Below are 15,946 nucleotides of genomic sequence, written 5' to 3' on the forward strand. Positions count from 1 at the left end.
TTTGTCCACAGAGCCTAGCAGAAGCTTGCCAAAGTATAGGAATAGAATTAATAGACCACATTATTATTACATTCAGTAGCTATTTTAGTTTCAAGGAAAATAGGTTGTTGTGAAAGCTTTCCGCTACGTGTTAGCGGCTAAAAGATACCGTGACGGTATGACGGTTCGTGGCGGTATATTCGTCATCCCGCTACTTGTTAGCGGGATCTCTTGTTAGCGGCTGAGATACCGCGAATGAATCCACAACTGTACGAACATTGTGATTTGAGAGCAATTTCCACTAGGAAGGTGTCATTCCAGTGCTTGACACTGGAATCCAGTTTTTTTTACAAATTCATCAAAAGTGCTTCATTCTATAACGCAAAACCCATACTCACCAAACCCAATGCATTACTTGCAATTAAGTTTCCTGGATCCCAGTGTCTGGGCACTGGGATGACACCGTCATAAAGGAACCAGTGTCAGCTACTTTCATGACACCCTTCTGGTAGGCCCAAATCGCAATGTTCGTACAGTTGTGGAATGAATCGCGGTATGACGGCTTGCGGTGGTATGACGTAGTAGCTATTTCTTGCAATCAAGTTTCATCAAAAGTCAGATTGCAGAGTTAAATCTTCCACCCAAATAACCACGCACTCTACTTGCTTGTTTGGATATATTTCTTGTACTAAGGTTTTATAGATTAACATCTGTTTTTTTATTTCATTTAATAAGGAAACAGAAACGTTACGGTGTGATTTGTAGTCAATTATGATTGCTTTATCTTGCGTTATGCATAGCCTATCTAGTCGTACTAATACTGACTTGCCATCAATTGTTCCACTCAGTGTAATCTCTGATTTGCCTTCCAAGTCAAACAAATAGCCATATTTTTCATTAAAGGCTAATATTTTACTGTAAATTTCATCCTTATCTTCACTGGTGTTTATATTGTTAAGATATTTTCTGACCCAGTTTTTTCTCCTTTCTTTTTCTATCTTGGGCATATACTGCAATATGCTGTGGATTATTAAGCCTCTTGTATAACCATCTGTCATCCCAGTGCTCCTTGTTGTCATTCCAGCACTCTCATCTGTCATTCCAATACCCCTATTTGTCATCCCAGTGCTTGACACTGGGATCCATTCTGCTCCTTCTTTTTCACTGGATTCCAGCGTCACGTGCTGAAATGACATCGAAGAGTGAGTAGCTGATGCTGGCTTTTCTTCTTTTTTACTGGATCCCAGTGTCAAGCACTGGGATGACAGGAAAGGGTGTTGAAATGACGAAAGAGGGCACTGGAATGACATTGATAGGTTTGGCGGAAGCGAAATCACTGGAACGTCAAAATAATCACGTTTTTTATAAATGTAAGGGTAGTTTGCGTTCACACATAGCACTTCAACTTTTTCTTTAAATATTGGCTGTAAGTATGCTTGTTTCTTTTCATATGGTTCTCCATATCTTGTGATTAGATCATACCAAGAGCCCTTTTGCACTGGCTCTTTACTTAAGATGTATAACTCATCTTCAGCACGTGTGAGTGCTACGTATAATAAACGCAAATATTCATTATAATCCTCTAGTTTTTTCTCTCTTTTTACTTGATCGCAATAGGCGTTATTGTTTTTTCCACACCAAAATGGCACTTCCGTTCCATCAAAGATAATGCTTTCACTGTCTCTTGGCACTGTATTTGTATCAACCAAAAATACTATGGGAGCTTGCAGACCTTTTGATTTGTGAATTGTCATTATTCGCACAGCATTGCGTTCTGATTGCATATCATTCTTAATTTCCGGGTTATTCTCCTTGATCCACTGAACAAACGCTTGAAGAGATGGGTTTTCAAATTGCAACACAAGGTTCATAAATTCGTCTAGAACCTCGAAGCACTCAAGACCTAGCCTTGCAGCAAATTTCTTCTTACCTGTACGCAATATATGTGTAAATAGTGCAAGAGGAGACTCTATGCGAGATAAGTTAATGAGATAGTTTAATTCACTATAGATAACCACAGAATAATCCTGAATTCTTTCCCATAGTGAATGCTCTTTACGGTCATATGCAATGTTAAATAAATCATCCTCGGTAAAATTGAATAACGGTGATTTTAAAGCATTTGCAAGAGCTAAATCATTTGCCTGGAGGAGTAAAAATTCGGCCAAAGCTATTAAGTCCTGCACGGCTATATAGTCCATAATTCTAAAATAATCCCGGCCTACAACTGGCACGTTTGCTTTTTTAAGTTCGCTTATTATGTAATCAACTAATACGTTTCGTTGTCGTACCAGAACCATAATGTCTCTTGGTTCTATATGGCGATCTTTAGCGACTAAAATCCGCCCTTCGTTTAACCAATTGTGAATTCTGTTAGCTATTGTTTGAGCAAGTAATCGATCTGCTATTGTATAACCTTCCTTGCATGTCAGAGGAATTTGTAAAGCTTGCTGTTCTTTCTCTTTGCGCCTTGGTAACGCTGGCCAAATTTCAATATATCCTTGGTCATTTTCTCTATGTGGAACATGTTTTATTTCATTATCATTAAAAGATATTTCTGCGCGGAAGTTATTAAATATTCTATCTACAAGCATCAAAACTTCTGGAGTTGAACGAAATGACTTTTCAAGTTGGCATGATATCCAATCTCTGCCACCAGTTTTCGTATGAAAGTATTGTTGCATGTAGTTGAATAGATGGGGATTTGCTCCTTGAAATCTGTATATGGATTGTTTTACGTCACCAACTACAAATAAGGTTCGCTTTTCATCATTACCGGCAAAAAATTCATCGCAGAGATTTGTTATAATTTTCCACTGGCTGATGCTATTGTCTTGCGCTTCATCAACAAGAATGTGATCTATTTTTTGATCTAAGTTAAACAATACCCAATCTTTATAATCTGGATTGCTGAGAAGATTTGTTGCTAAGTTGATTATATCATTGTAGTCAAGCAGTGCATTTTTTGATTTTTCACTATTATATAAATCAACATATACTTTAAATACACCAAGTAAGCTACTGGTTCTCTTGAATATTTGATAAGAGTTCATGTCTCTTATATGAGTAAACACTGCATTCTGAATGTTTTCTATTATTTGCTCTGCATCTTTGAATTTCTCCAAAATACTTTTTGTTGCAATGGATGATATGCTCTTTTTTTCGTGCGATTCTGATTTTAGAAATACCTTGGCTAGGTTTTCTACTTTAGTGTCATTCCAGCGCGTGACGCTGGAATCTACTAGGCCTGATGTCATTCCAGTGCGTGACACTGGAATCCACATATTTTCTTTCTGGATCCCAGTATCAAGTACTGGGATGACAGTAGAATAAAGTATTTCACTATAACTCTGATCTCTTTTACTGCCTTCACTTAATATCTCGGCTAGTCTTCCCACGTGCTCAATTGTTTCACTCTGTAAGTCATGAATTTCATCTGGGGCGCTCAATTTATCTTTGATATATTTCGAATCATTTGCTGACATCGATCTTTTTACACATAAAGTATAAAGCAAATCGCGTAGTTTATTTTCATCAAATTCAGCTGCAATAAGATTGATATCATCCTGCACAGTTTCATTATTAAGCACTTTATTGAATATGATAGAATGTAATTCTTTACATTCACTCAGTGTACAATTCGGAGCAATGCCAGCTTCTATGGGAAAGTTGGAAATTAATTTGTAACAGAAAGCGTGTATGGTTTGTATAGTTAGACCAAGATTTTCCAATTCAGAGAAAAGCCTTCTTGCTCTTGCTAAATAACGATCAAGTGCTTCATTTTTTCTGGATCCCTCCGTTATCCCAGCACTCTCCTTTGTCATCCCAGTGCTTGACACTGGGATCCATTCTTCCTTTTTTCTGGATTCCAGCGTCACGCGCTGGAATGACACCGATTCCTCACTTAAATGCAAGAGGTCTAGTTGTTCCAGATCCATTATTAATTCACTCTCTGAGCATATTGCCCACTTACTGAGTATGCTGTGAATGCGATTCTCCATCTCGTTTGCTGCAGCGTTGGTAAATGTTAAGCAAAGAATATTTCTTTTGTTTTCTAATAAAAGTCTCAATACTCTGTCTATTAAGATTTTTGTTTTGCCTGTACCAGCAGATGCATTTACCCACACAGAGAAATTAGGATTTATGGCATTTTTTCTCATCAGAAGTGCGAAAACCTTATAGAAGTTGACTAAAATAGCATTATACATATAATGTAAAAATAATCTTAGTGAAGATATATAATGAAAAGTTTTTGTGTAAAGGCGCCTGCAAAAATCAATCTTTTTTTGCATGTTGTAAATAAGAAGGAAACAGGATATCACTTGATTGAAGGTTTATTTGTCTTTGCTAATCTCTCTAATTTTTTGGAAATAAAAGTAGGTGAGAAGGACTCTAGATACGATAACTCTACAGTTGAATTTATAAACTCCGAGTCTAAAATAAATACCAGGTATAACACTGTAACAAAAGCGATTAATCTGCTGCTTAGACATGCTCCTATACGCACTAAAGTCACTGTAAAAGTTGTAAAAAATATACCAATTGCTGCAGGACTAGGTAGCGGATCCTCAGATGCTGGAGCTGTGGTACGTACGCTAGGGAAGCTGTGGAAGATTGATAGAACGATTTTAAATGAAATAGCCTTAAACGTTGGTGCTGATGTTCCCGCAAGCGTAGATAGTAAGCCAGTTTTTGTTAGAGGTATTGGCGAAGAATTATGCCACATTAAAAAATTCTCTTTACCTACAAATGTGGTGCTTGTGAAACCGAAAAAAAGGTTTTTGAGTACACCAGAGGTATTTTCCAAACATGAAGGAAAATTTTCTGAGCCAATTAAATGGAGCGATGACGCTGAAAAGGATTTGTTGAAGCTTCTTAAAGAGACGAGAAACGATCTTCAAGAAATAGCAATAAGCCTTGTACCTGAAATTAAGGATGTGATATCAACACTTGAGTCACAAGAAGGCTCTATACTTTCTCGCATGTCAGGCAGTGGTGTAGCATGTTTTGGAATATTCGATAGTGAGGAAAATGCAAAAGCTGCTGCAGTTAATATCAGAGAAAAGCAACCGGAATGGTGGGTATGTGACACTCAATTAATAGTTTGACTTTATGCCCTTAATTTCCGAGAATAAAAATCTTATAAATGGTTACAGGGAAGGAAAATTTTTGGTAAACAATCAAGAATATTATGGCTCAATCATAATTTTTCCTGAAAAGGTGATTAAATTGAAAGAAAGTGATATAAATAGCAAGGAACATTTTAAATCTTTTTTAACAGAGGAAATAGAAATTTTGATAATAGGTACTGGTAAAACACGCAATATACCAAGTTCTTCAGTGAAGTCCTATCTTATGGAACAAAAAGGTTTAAATTTTGAATTTATGACAACCGGTGCAGCATGCAGAACCCATAACGTTTTAATATCCGAAGATAGATTTGTTGTCAGTTATCTAATAGCCATATAGCATGCTTACCCAGGACTTTTTCATCAATAGTCTAGTTGCAGTAGTCGTAATTAGCCTAGTAACAGGTGCTTTAGGATCGTTTATGATATGGCAAAGGTTATCTTATCTTGGTGATAGTTTGTCCCATTCTTCGTTGCTTGGTGTTGCACTTGCTTTAATCTTTAAGATTAGCCCATCGCTTAGCATAATGCTCATTGCAATTACATTTGCTATACTACTTTCTCTTAATTTTAACAGATTATATTCTGCTGATACGATATTGAACATTGTTACCAATGTAGTTTTATCATCGAGTTTAATACTTATGTCTTTTCTTCCATCGGGCAATAATAGTATTATTAGCTCACTGTTTGGTGATATATTAACGCTCGATCAAAGTGATATAATATTGATTTTTTTAATCTCTGTAATAGTTACTTTGATATTAATATTTAGATGGCGTTATTGGTTAATGATTTCAATTAATCAAGATTTAGCAGTAGTTGAGAAGATTAATGTTAATTTTGTTAGACTAGAATTTTTAATCACTCTTGCTATATTTATAGCAATTGCTGCCCAATTAATAGGAATATTACTCATTGCTGCATTTTTGCTAATACCAGCAGCATCTGCAAGGCTCATTTCGAAAACTCCAATGCAGATGATTATTGTTGCAACAGTTTTTTCTGTGATCTCTGGGATATCAGGTCTCATGTTATCTGCAAGTTTTGATTTGTTAACTGGACCTGCAATTATACTTGTTGCAGCCGTATATTTAATTATCGCTTATTTTATAAGGCTAGTATTAAGCAGGTTGGCTTAATTTTAATCTCGAATGTTAATAATTTTGTAATATACTCATTATAAAACATCACTATCTTAGCACAAAATAGTTTTTGCTATACTATTATTTATATGCTAATGATAAGTTGTTAATTTTATGGAGTAAGCAATATGAGCGAAGAAGGATTTTTTTCTAAATATATAGTACAACCTATGAAAAATTTTTACAATAAGTGTGCTTCTTTTTGGAGGAAGGATGCGTCAGATGATGTGCAGAGTACGGCAGATGATATTGTACAAGAAAGCTCAGAGTCTTTTGATGCTAATGTACAATCAAATGAGAATGATATCATATAGATAGCATGAGGGTCACACCATCCAAAGTTAAAAAATTCCTAGAGAAACCTGATGCTTTAAGTGGTGTGTTAATTCATGGAAGTGATAACAGTAAGGTTGGTTTTTATGTACAAGAAATAATTGCTAATTTGGATGAGTATTCAGTTCAGGTGATGGATTTTGCAATAGTGAATAAGTCACCCGGTTTACTGTTTTCTGAATTGGCAAACATTTCGATGTTTACCAGCAAAAAATTAATTAAGCTGATAAATGTAAGTGGGAGTATATCCAAAGAGTTAAAAAATGTATTAGATTATAATGCAGGCGATCACTATGTAATGATGGTAGCAAGTGATCTTCCATATAATTCTGCGACTAAAAGTTATATGGAGAGTTCAAAAATTTTTGGTGTAATTGCTTGCTATAAGGACAGCAACAGTAATCTTTATGATATTATATCAAGTTACTTAAAACAAAATGATATAAAATGCACAAATGAGATAATCTACCATTTGCAATCTTACTTTAATCATAGCAAGCTGCCTATATGTTCAGAACTTGAGAAGTTAGTTTTGTACTTAGGGGAGAGAAAAGACCTAAAACTTACTGATATAGAATTATGCTTTTCAACTTCCGGCAACGACTATGCTACACTTGATGATCTATGCTCTGCCATAGCAAGTAAAGATATGTCGCGCTTCATTAGAATTTCTGATGCATTGATATCGCAAGAAAATTTTTCACCGATAGCGCTAATTCGCATTATATCAAATTATTTCCTACGCCTTGAAACCGTTTTGCTGTCAGTGCAAGGTGGAATGAGTGAGCAGGCTGCGATTGATCAGCTAAGCCCTCCATTGTTTTTTAAACAATTGCAGAGTTTTAAATCTCATTTGAAAAGTTTGCAACTTTCAGAACTTAAGAAGATCTTGGAAAAATTGATAAGCTTAGAAGTTACCTGTAAAAAAACTGATTTAGATCATAAAATGATTTTTCAGCAGGTGATTTGTCATATTACAAATACAATTACTTGCTATAGCTAACAAAGATAAGGTGTAACCAGACTGCATTTTGTGATTTTTAGCAAAGCACTATCTTTCATTTGAGCTTTCTTCAATTTAAAATAAATACAGAAAATTGCTGCCTATAGCTAAACTGACTTACGACAATTTGAAAAACCGTCATTCCGCTACTAGTTAGCGCCGCGGCGGTATGACAGTTCGCGGCGGCATCCTCGTCATCCCGCTACTTGTTAGCGGCTAAGAGATACCGCGGCGGCATAGCTATCTTCAAAAATATGGTTGAATAGTTGTTAATAATAGTGTATAATTATTAATATTTTCAAGCATTTTTGCCATGGCTCTTTCAAAATTTCTCGATCCTCGCAATGATTTGTGTTTCAAAAAAATCTTTGGAACGGAAAAAAATAAGAATATCCTGATCCACTTTTTGAACGATATTTTAGGGTTTACTGAGATAAATGCAATACAAGAAGTTGAGTTTCTTAGCACTATTATGGATCCCGAAGTTGCCTCTGATAAACAAAGTATTGTTGATGTTCTCTGCAAGGATTCTATTGGTAATAGGTTCGTGATTGAGATGCAACTGGCTCGTGATAAAGGTTTTGAGAAACGCGCTCAATTGTATGCCGCTAAAGCCTACTCAAGACAATTAGATAAATCTGGCAACTACATTGATTTAAAGAAAGTCTTCTTTATTGCTATATCAAATTGTACCTTACTTCCTGAAGAAGTTGATTATATTTCTACTCACAATATACGTGATATAAAAACTAACGGCCATTACTTAAAAGATTTTCAATTTGTCTTTATTGAGTTGCCTAAATTCGCAAAAAATAAAGTAGAGCAGTTAGAAAGTATAGTAGAAAGGTGGTGTTTCTTTTTTAAATACGCAGAAGAAACAACAGAAGAGGACTTAAAAGAGATAGCAGAAAAAGCGCCAATAATAAAGCTAGCATATGATGAATTAGACAAGTTTCGTTGGAACGAAAAAGATTTAGTAGCTTACGAAGAAAGAATAATGGATCTACGCAAAGAAGAAGCCATTCTTGAATACAGACTTGATCTTGCTGAAGAGAAAGGTAAAAAAATTGGTAAAGAGGAAGGGAAAATTGAAGTCGCAAAAGCAATGCTGGCTAATAATGTTGATGTCAACACTATTGTCAAGTTTACTGGCCTTTCTATTAGTGAGATTGAAGAATTAAGCGGAAATCTGTGAACGGTTACACTTGGAAAACCTTTGTGGCATAATTTAAGTGGGCAGCGTAGTCTACGATTACCGCATAATTTACTATATAGATATTCCAGAACATACAAACTTCAATTGAACACAGAAAAGATTCTTATCAAAGTTAATTACCCTTATTGTCAATAACTATTAGCTACAGACCAGTTCTTGTTAAGTTACAGTAAAGAAATGAGTCATATATAGCTAAACTGACTTACGACAATTTGAAAAACCGTCATTCCGCTACTAGTTAGCGCCGCGGCAGTATGACGTGTTACTTGGGTCAGCTATAGAATATAGATCAGAAGTGACAAAGCCTAAAAAAAGGCCTAATATAACACAAAAAGCTTTATGAAAATCAGAGTTGGAGTAATAGGCTGCTTAGGCAGAATGGGCAAAAAAATACTCAATGAATTAATTACAAATACCAAAGTGGAAATAGCAGGTGCTGTTGCCCGTTCAGGCAGTAAGTACATAGATTCAGATATTGGACCAATTATAGCCAATCTAGGAATCAAGGTTACAAGTTCTATTAGTGGCATATTTGAGTTATCCGACGTTGTAATAGATTTTACAACTAAAGAATGTATGTTAGACTGCCTTAAAGCAGCTGTAAAATTTAAAACACCGCTGGTTAGTGGCACAACTGGAATAGAAGGTGTCGATTTGAAAGAATATGCTGCTGAAGTTCCAATATTATGGTCAGCAAATATGAGTGTTGGGGTTAATGTGTTGCTGAAATTGGTAAAAAAAGCTGCTGAGCTTTTAGGTAATGAATATGACGTTGAGATTTGGGAAATGCATCATAACTTAAAAAAGGATTCACCATCTGGAACAGCTATAGAACTTGGCAAAACAATTGCTAACGCTTCAAAAGTGGATTTTCAGTCCAATCAATATTTACATAGTGGTTCAAACATAAGGAAAAAGGGGGGAATAGGTTTTGCAGTATCTCGTGGAGGTGGAGTAATAGGAGATCACAGCGTGATGTTTGTTAATTCTGATGAACGGATAGAACTAAACCACAAAGCAATTGATCGCACAACATTTGCTAGAGGAGCTGTTCAAGCAGCAGTATGGCTATACGAAAATAAAAGAGAAATTCCGGGGCTCTATTCAATGCAGGATGTGATATGAGCAATACACGTGCCTCTGTTAAAGATTTAAATCTCTGGTATGGCTCTAAGCAAGTTTTATTCGATATAAATTTGAATATTTATAAAAGAAAAGTTACTACTTTTATCGGACCATCCGGGTGCGGTAAATCAACATTTTTGCGTTGTTTTAATCGTATGAATGACTATGTACCAGGTTGCAAAACTGTTGGTGAATTAGATATCGATGGGCTGGGTGATATATATTCACGCGATATGGATGTTGTACTACTTAGAGCAAAAGTTGGTATGGTATTTCAAAAGCCAAATCCTTTTCCAAAATCAATATATGACAATGTTGCTTATGGGCCAAAACTGCATGGTATGGTGAAGGATAAGCAAAAATTGAATGAGATGGTGGAAAATAGTTTAACTAAAGTTGGCTTATGGGAAGAATTAAAAGACAGATTGCAAGATAGTGCACTCGATTTATCCGGTGGCCAACAACAGAGGCTATGCATCGCTCGCGCAATTGCAGTGAAGCCAACTATTTTATTAATGGATGAACCGTGCTCCGCTCTTGATCCAATGGCAACCAATGCAATCGAAAATCTTATACAAGAGCTGAAATTAAGATTTACTATAATTATGGTGACTCATTCAATGAAGCAAGCTAAAAAGTTATCTGATAGTATAATTTTCTTTCATAATGGCAAGATCGTTGAATCTGGAAGCACTCAAGAAATATTCGAAAATGCTCAATCTCCCTTAACAAAGGAGTATATCCTGGATCATTAGGTTTCTGTCATCAAAGTAGCTTGGCTACTTTAAAAAATGTATCCGTATGCCGTATCTGTCGTTCAGCATGGTATAGCTAAACTGACTTAGATTTAACGACAACCGTCATCCCGCTGGCGGGATCTAGAGATACCGCGCAACTGTACGAACATTGCGATTTGGGCCCATCAGATCCGAGTAGCTGACACTGGGATCCAGGAATTTTATTAAGTTGGCGAGCATAAAAATAGCTGTTTTATGTTAAAATACAATGTTTTAATGATTATGGAAAGGCTGGATTCCAGACTGGAATGACAAGAAGAGGGTACTTGGATAAGAGGCATTGCCCTTCTGGTAGGCCCAAATCGTAATGTTCGTACAGTTATGGAATGAATCACGGTATGACGTAGGGAAACCTTTCTTGGGTTAGCTATAGTGCAGAAGTCTAATCTACTTTCAATTCCCCAGTATGTAAACTGCGCGGTAAGGACTCTAATTCCTTTGCAGCACTTAAACTTTTATTTTTTGCATGTATACCAAGCTTATTGAATTCTCGGGCAGAGGAAACACCCTTGCTTCAAGCGAACCAGCAGTTTTATTATAATGATCGACAGCACTTTTTAAGCTCCTGCGCAAATTATCAAAGTTTTCGCCCATTGTGCAAATGCGCTCATATAAAATATGACCTAGTTCACTGATCTTTTTCGCACTTTCAGCTATCATCTCTTGCTTCCATCCATACGCTATTGCTCTCAGCAACGCAATTAGAGTGATCGGTGTTGCAATGATCACTTTTTTTTCCACTCCAATCTCTATCAAAGCAGGCTCATATTCCAGTGCTGCACTAAAAACCCCCTCCCCTGTTAAGAAAAGCACCACAAGTTCTGGCGTATTTTCAAATTGATTCCAATACTCTTTTTTACCCAAGTCATTTATGTGTTTTTTTATTGCCAGGGAATGATTCTTTAATTTCTCCTTTTGTATTTGCAAATCATTTTGTGATATAGCATCCATGTAGGAATCCAGTGGCACTTTAGCATCTATTATTATTTGCTTTCCAGATGGCATTTTAATTATTAAATCAGGACGCAATAAATTATCCTCGTTTTTATCAACCACTGACGGCTGAGTAAAAAAATCGCAATATTCAATCATTCCTGCTATTTCTACCACTCTTTTGAGTTGCATTTCACCCCACTTTCCTCTAATGTGGGGCTTTCTCAAGGCATTAGCAAGGCTGGAAGTTTGGTTCATCAGTGCTCCAATTTGCTCCTTTAAACCTTCATAGGCCCCTACCCTCTCTTTTTCTAGCTCACGTATTTCATTATCGAATTTTTCTAATTTTTCTTTTATTGGAGTTACAACTTCGTTGATCGTTGCTTGTCTTTTTTTAAAATCGCTTTCCGTTTCTTTTAATTTACTATCAATTACTTCCTTCGCTAAGTTCAGAAAATTATTGTTATTTGTCTGCAAAGCATCAAGAGAGAGCGCTTTAAAAGTGTTTGTTAATCTCTCCTCTGCTTTTGTTAGTAATTCTATTTCTTTTTTCTTTTCCTCACGTTCTTTTTGCAGAGTTACTTCAAGTTCTGCTCTTTTGATCTTTAAATCAACTATTTCTTCATTCTTCGTAAGCAAACTTTGCTTTGTTTCTTGCTCTAATTTACATAAATTAACTTCAAGGTTTGCTTTCTCTTTACTCAGTTTTCTATTCTTTTTTATGATAATACAGAGAAATAATAGTAAAGAGAGGCTAAGAACTATAGAATTGAAAAGCATCAGAATAAAAAAGCTGCATTTACAATTCTATATGATTTCTGTGTGTATAAGAAAGAAAAAAAGAGCACCTGAAGGGGTGCTCTTTTTGAAGGGTTTGTTATAGTGGTTATTGATTAACGAGAATGATATTATCAGCAGCTTGTTCTGCTGTTGATTGAGTAAATAATGAGCTCGGTACCACCTTGCAAGATAATATTTCTCTTTTCAAGCTTGCTTCTAGCAAATAGTTGTATAATTCTGGAGAAGGGTGCAGTCTCTTTTGATCATGTGGCATTTGATACAGCACAACAGCACCATTATTGCTACCATTTTTAGTTTCACTAGGACTTGCTACTTTTGGTAGCGTACCATTAGTAGGAGCTTTAGACGAGGAGACAGGAGTTGATTGTTCTACTGCTGGGTCAGCAGTTAATGATCTTGGTTGTGTAACTCCATCATCTTCTGCATCAAAAAGCTCCTCTGATTCAATAGTCACTTCCTCATTGTTAACCACTTGTTGTGTCGTAGTAGTATTGAGCTTAGGTTGTTCCAACGTTGGAGCTCCAAATGGCTTGTTAGATATTCTAGTTATTTCAACAAACTTTCTGTTCTCATCTAAGCCTACTTTATACATCATTTCTGATGGATCACTTGACACAAGGCTTTGAGGATTTTGTTTCCTTACTGAAGTTATAGATACAGATTTCTTTCCGCCACTCACATTTTGCTGTGAGTCATAAGAACCAGTAATACAGAAATCTTCATCATCACACCTTACAAATACACGAAACTCTCCAGGTATAACTTTACCTTCTTGGTCTTCATTTTTATATTTCGCTTCAAGATCTTTATAATTCTTGTTTGTTGTAATAAATAATAATTTGTTATCAGTAAGCTCTAAGTAACTTTCTGGCTTTGTGTTTTGTTGAACAAAATTAGGTTCATTAGAATCTGCCGTAGTAAATTGGCTACCACTAGGACTTGCTACTTCACTACCAGAAACTGGTTGTTCCAACGTTGGAGCTTCGAATGCCCTGTTAGATATACTATCTACTTTTTTAACCATTGCATTACCTAGAATTTCTTTTGCGCTGATTTTTTTAAATTGACCATTTTCATTTTTCTTCTGTATTGATTCTATCGATATAATTTTCTCATCAACACTATTGCCAGTAATGCGATATTCATTTGCATCACATTTTATATATATAAGCAGTGCATTTAATCTTGTAGCTTCACTATTCTTCTTACATTTTGCTAACTGTTCTGGAGTTAGAGTTAATAACAACTTTCCACCATCTCCAACTTTGAGATTAGGTGTCGGAAAATTTTCTGGTAGCTCCTTAGCATCTGTTTCAGATGTATTAATTACAGGTTCTTTAGGTTTACCTGGTGGTGTTGGTTGATCAAGATTAACTTCATTATCCAGAGTTTTTGGTGCTGTAGTGTCCTTTGATTGATCATTTGCTTGAGCAGGTTCCTGTTTCTCATTATCTAAACGCTCCTCATGCTGTGATGTATTTTGTTGAGTAGTATTCGCTTTACCACCAAACAACCACTTCCAGCCTGATGAAATTTTTCTTGCAATCCATGAAATTCCTGTGTGATCAGCAATCCATTTAAAAAAGTTTTTTATTTTTTCCCACATATTTTACTCCTATAATTAATAGTAAATTAACTCGATTATTTCATGAATAACATAATATGTCAACTATTTTTTACTTTCAAGAGGAAAAGGAGAAAAAAGATGTCATTCCAGTCTGGAATCCAGATTGGACACTAAGTTAAAAGTAGCTGGAAAATAAACACTTTTGACATGGAAAGCTGGATCCCAGTGTCGGAGCACTGGGATGACACCTTTGTGTTTGAGGTAAAACTGGCTATAACGTTTAACATACTGCCTTCACAAACAGTGGAAGTTTTTAGTACTTGCTCGCAACTTTCAACAATTTAATAGCACTGGTGTTTACAACCTCTCCGCCGACACGCTTAGTGACAAAGAACCTCACATAAGGTTTATTCGTACAAGGGTCTCGTAATATTCTCATTCCTCTGTTATCTACAATCTTATAAGCTTGTTTGAAATCTGCCATTGCGATTACCGGCAACTTGCTTGGCGCAAGTGGCATATCGGCAGATTGATATACTGGTATTCCCATTAAGGTATCTGGAGCTTCAAGCGACAAACTTGGTTGCCAGAGATATTGGCCCTCTTGAGATTTTAGCAGCCTAATGTTCTTCAACGTACTCCTGTTCATCAAAAATGATGCATTTTTGGAATAATATTCATCCAGAGAGTAATACAATATCATTATTGAATCGCTATCCAATTTTTCAGTTTTAACTTGCTCTATTTTATTGTAGCCCTTTCCATCATCATAAGCTAAAATTCCTTTGGGTTGAAAAGTGCCATCACCCTTAATGAAGGCTTCGTTTTCTTTCTTACTAAAAGTCTCGGCAATCTTTTCCACCAGCCAACTCTCAACATCAACAAACGCATCATCGAGTAACTTTTGCGATATCTGTGGTTGAGCATATAACTCGTAAGTCGTGATAGAAATCTTTTGGATTTTAGGCGTGTCCGTATCTTTTGCAAAATCATACTTAGATTTATTGCCACCGTCCTCATCATCTACTGTTTCACTGCTCCAACCTGCACCGGCACGGTCAAAATCTTCTATAATGTAATCCAATGTTTCAGTAGAGATTCTTTGACTGGAGCATATTTGTCGCATTGGGGACGAATCAGTTACGCGCTTGTTTATGCGTTTTACAATATGCGGAGTAACTAGATACCCTCCGATATCATTATCATCTCCACTGAGGGTTTTGTGTGATAAACCGCTTTCCATTCCCTTGCGGATATAATCAGAAAAATATTTATCACTTGTGCTAAAATCTGTATTTACTTCTGGACGTTGAGCTGCAGTTTCGATCAAGTCTAAACGCTCTTTGCAACTATCAATGGCATTATTTACCTTGCATAGCTGCTCAATCGTTGCAGAATCAGCACGCCCTTTGCTTTCAATTTCTTTTAATTTGCGATCATTTATTAATTTAAATTGCTCCCATGAAGAAGCGAGTTCATTAATACGGTGAGCGATATCGGTAAGTGACATAATAGCCTCCTTTGAAAATAAAATTAGAATGGAAATAAGGTAATAGGAATGGCACCCATAGATGTTTCCCACAGTTGTACGAATATTGCAATATGGTACATAGTAAACGATGTCATTCCAGTGTCTGGGCACATAACTGTACGAACATTGTAGTTTGGAAGCAATTCCCTACCAGTGGGGTGTCATCCCAGTGCCCAGACACTGGTTCTATGCAACTTAATTAAAAACGTTTGTTTTAGCGTAAGACAACTACCTTTAGCTCATCAGCTCAGTTATAAGCAAAATTTCTGGATTCCAGACTGGAATGACATCATCTGTTGTGCAATTTATCTTCAAAAATGAATATTCGTACAGTTATGTGCCCAGACACTGGCATGACATCATTTGTTTATCTGTTGAAAATGTAAA

13 protein-coding genes and 2 pseudogenes are annotated in these 15,946 nt (G+C 36.0%); 11 read left to right on the forward strand and 4 right to left on the reverse strand.

From position 1 onward, the window contains the following. Positions 1-8: 8 nt before the first annotated feature. Positions 9-113, forward strand: a pseudogene (locus tag ACWHVF_RS03165) (JAB domain-containing protein); the annotation flags it as partial. Positions 114-210: 97 nt separating this feature from the next. Continuing rightward, the gene (locus ACWHVF_RS03170) at positions 211-450 is read left to right on the forward strand and encodes a hypothetical protein (protein ID WP_447933161.1); all 240 of its coding nucleotides are present in this window, start codon (positions 211-213) and stop codon (positions 448-450) included. A 137-nt stretch (positions 451-587) separates the two neighbouring features. Here ACWHVF_RS03170 and ACWHVF_RS03175 read toward each other — a convergent pair whose 3' ends face one another. Continuing rightward, positions 588-4,139, reverse strand: a complete 3,552-nt coding sequence (locus ACWHVF_RS03175) for a UvrD-helicase domain-containing protein (protein ID WP_064124874.1) — start codon at positions 4,137-4,139, stop codon at positions 588-590. Positions 4,140-4,220: 81 nt separating this feature from the next. On the opposite strand from ACWHVF_RS03175, the gene ACWHVF_RS03180 reads away from it, so the two are divergent. From ACWHVF_RS03180 to pstB, 8 genes are all read left to right on the forward strand, one after another. Further along, the gene (locus ACWHVF_RS03180; RefSeq protein WP_064124873.1) at positions 4,221-5,087 is read left to right on the forward strand and encodes a 4-(cytidine 5'-diphospho)-2-C-methyl-D-erythritol kinase; all 867 of its coding nucleotides are present in this window, start codon (positions 4,221-4,223) and stop codon (positions 5,085-5,087) included. Positions 5,088-5,091: 4 nt separating this feature from the next. Next, positions 5,092-5,448 (forward strand): Mth938-like domain-containing protein, encoded by a 357-nt coding sequence (locus tag ACWHVF_RS03185; RefSeq protein WP_064124872.1) that lies wholly within the window; start codon positions 5,092-5,094, stop codon positions 5,446-5,448. Position 5,449: 1 nt separating this feature from the next. After that, positions 5,450-6,250, forward strand: coding sequence for a metal ABC transporter permease (locus ACWHVF_RS03190; protein ID WP_064124871.1), 801 nt, complete (start codon positions 5,450-5,452; stop codon positions 6,248-6,250). 131 nt (positions 6,251-6,381) lie between these two features. Then, the gene (locus ACWHVF_RS03195) at positions 6,382-6,567 is read left to right on the forward strand and encodes a hypothetical protein (protein WP_064124870.1); all 186 of its coding nucleotides are present in this window, start codon (positions 6,382-6,384) and stop codon (positions 6,565-6,567) included. 5 nt (positions 6,568-6,572) lie between these two features. Then, positions 6,573-7,589: a DNA polymerase III subunit delta gene (holA, locus tag ACWHVF_RS03200; protein ID WP_064124869.1), complete on the forward strand. Its 1,017-nt coding sequence runs from the start codon at positions 6,573-6,575 to the stop codon at positions 7,587-7,589. Positions 7,590-7,902: 313 nt separating this feature from the next. After that, positions 7,903-8,784 carry an Rpn family recombination-promoting nuclease/putative transposase gene (locus ACWHVF_RS03205; protein WP_064124868.1) on the forward strand — a complete coding sequence of 294 codons (882 nt, stop codon included), beginning with the start codon at positions 7,903-7,905 and terminating at the stop codon, positions 8,782-8,784. A gap of 360 nt (positions 8,785-9,144) precedes the next feature. Further along, entirely contained in the window at positions 9,145-9,930 is a 786-nt protein-coding gene (gene dapB, locus ACWHVF_RS03210) for a 4-hydroxy-tetrahydrodipicolinate reductase (protein WP_006279993.1), read from the forward strand. Next, a complete protein-coding gene (gene pstB, locus ACWHVF_RS03215) occupies positions 9,927-10,685 on the forward strand; it encodes a phosphate ABC transporter ATP-binding protein PstB (RefSeq protein ID WP_064124867.1) in 759 nt (252 codons plus the stop codon). The genes dapB and pstB overlap by 4 nt, the downstream gene beginning before the upstream one ends. Positions 10,686-11,109: 424 nt before the next feature. Here the strand turns inward: pstB and rmuC are convergent. The 3 genes and pseudogenes from rmuC to ACWHVF_RS03230 form a co-directional block, all read right to left on the reverse strand. Continuing rightward, a pseudogene (gene rmuC, locus ACWHVF_RS03220) lies at positions 11,110-12,440 on the reverse strand (DNA recombination protein RmuC). A 106-nt stretch (positions 12,441-12,546) separates the two neighbouring features. Then, positions 12,547-14,067, reverse strand: coding sequence for a hypothetical protein (locus ACWHVF_RS03225; RefSeq protein ID WP_064124866.1), 1,521 nt, complete (start codon positions 14,065-14,067; stop codon positions 12,547-12,549). Between the two features lie 274 nt (positions 14,068-14,341). After that, positions 14,342-15,538: a phage major capsid protein gene (locus ACWHVF_RS03230; RefSeq protein WP_064124865.1), complete on the reverse strand. Its 1,197-nt coding sequence runs from the start codon at positions 15,536-15,538 to the stop codon at positions 14,342-14,344. Between the two features lie 74 nt (positions 15,539-15,612). Here ACWHVF_RS03230 and ACWHVF_RS03235 point away from each other — a divergent pair, with 74 nt between their 5' ends. Further along, entirely contained in the window at positions 15,613-15,762 is a 150-nt protein-coding gene (locus ACWHVF_RS03235; RefSeq protein WP_179945556.1) for a hypothetical protein, read from the forward strand. Positions 15,763-15,946 lie beyond the last annotated feature (184 nt).

The sequence above is a fragment of the Wolbachia endosymbiont of Dactylopius coccus genome (genome assembly GCF_977011065.1).

Excerpts from the sequence above, each read along its gene's own strand:
- ACWHVF_RS03190 (WP_064124871.1), top strand. The coding sequence starts at position 5,450 with ATGCTTACCCAGGACTTTTTCATCAATAGTCTAGTTGCAGTAGTCGTA.
- ACWHVF_RS03175 (WP_064124874.1), bottom strand. The coding sequence starts at position 4,139 with ATGAGAAAAAATGCCATAAATCCTAATTTCTCTGTGTGGGTAAATGCA.
- ACWHVF_RS03225 (WP_064124866.1), bottom strand. The coding sequence starts at position 14,067 with ATGTGGGAAAAAATAAAAAACTTTTTTAAATGGATTGCTGATCACACA.
- ACWHVF_RS03185 (WP_064124872.1), top strand. The coding sequence starts at position 5,092 with ATGCCCTTAATTTCCGAGAATAAAAATCTTATAAATGGTTACAGGGAA.
- dapB (WP_006279993.1), top strand. The coding sequence starts at position 9,145 with ATGAAAATCAGAGTTGGAGTAATAGGCTGCTTAGGCAGAATGGGCAAA.
- ACWHVF_RS03180 (WP_064124873.1), top strand. The coding sequence starts at position 4,221 with ATGAAAAGTTTTTGTGTAAAGGCGCCTGCAAAAATCAATCTTTTTTTG.
- holA (WP_064124869.1), top strand. The coding sequence starts at position 6,573 with ATGAGGGTCACACCATCCAAAGTTAAAAAATTCCTAGAGAAACCTGAT.
- pstB (WP_064124867.1), top strand. The coding sequence starts at position 9,927 with ATGAGCAATACACGTGCCTCTGTTAAAGATTTAAATCTCTGGTATGGC.
- ACWHVF_RS03195 (WP_064124870.1), top strand. The coding sequence starts at position 6,382 with ATGAGCGAAGAAGGATTTTTTTCTAAATATATAGTACAACCTATGAAA.
- ACWHVF_RS03205 (WP_064124868.1), top strand. The coding sequence starts at position 7,903 with ATGGCTCTTTCAAAATTTCTCGATCCTCGCAATGATTTGTGTTTCAAA.
- ACWHVF_RS03230 (WP_064124865.1), bottom strand. The coding sequence starts at position 15,538 with ATGTCACTTACCGATATCGCTCACCGTATTAATGAACTCGCTTCTTCA.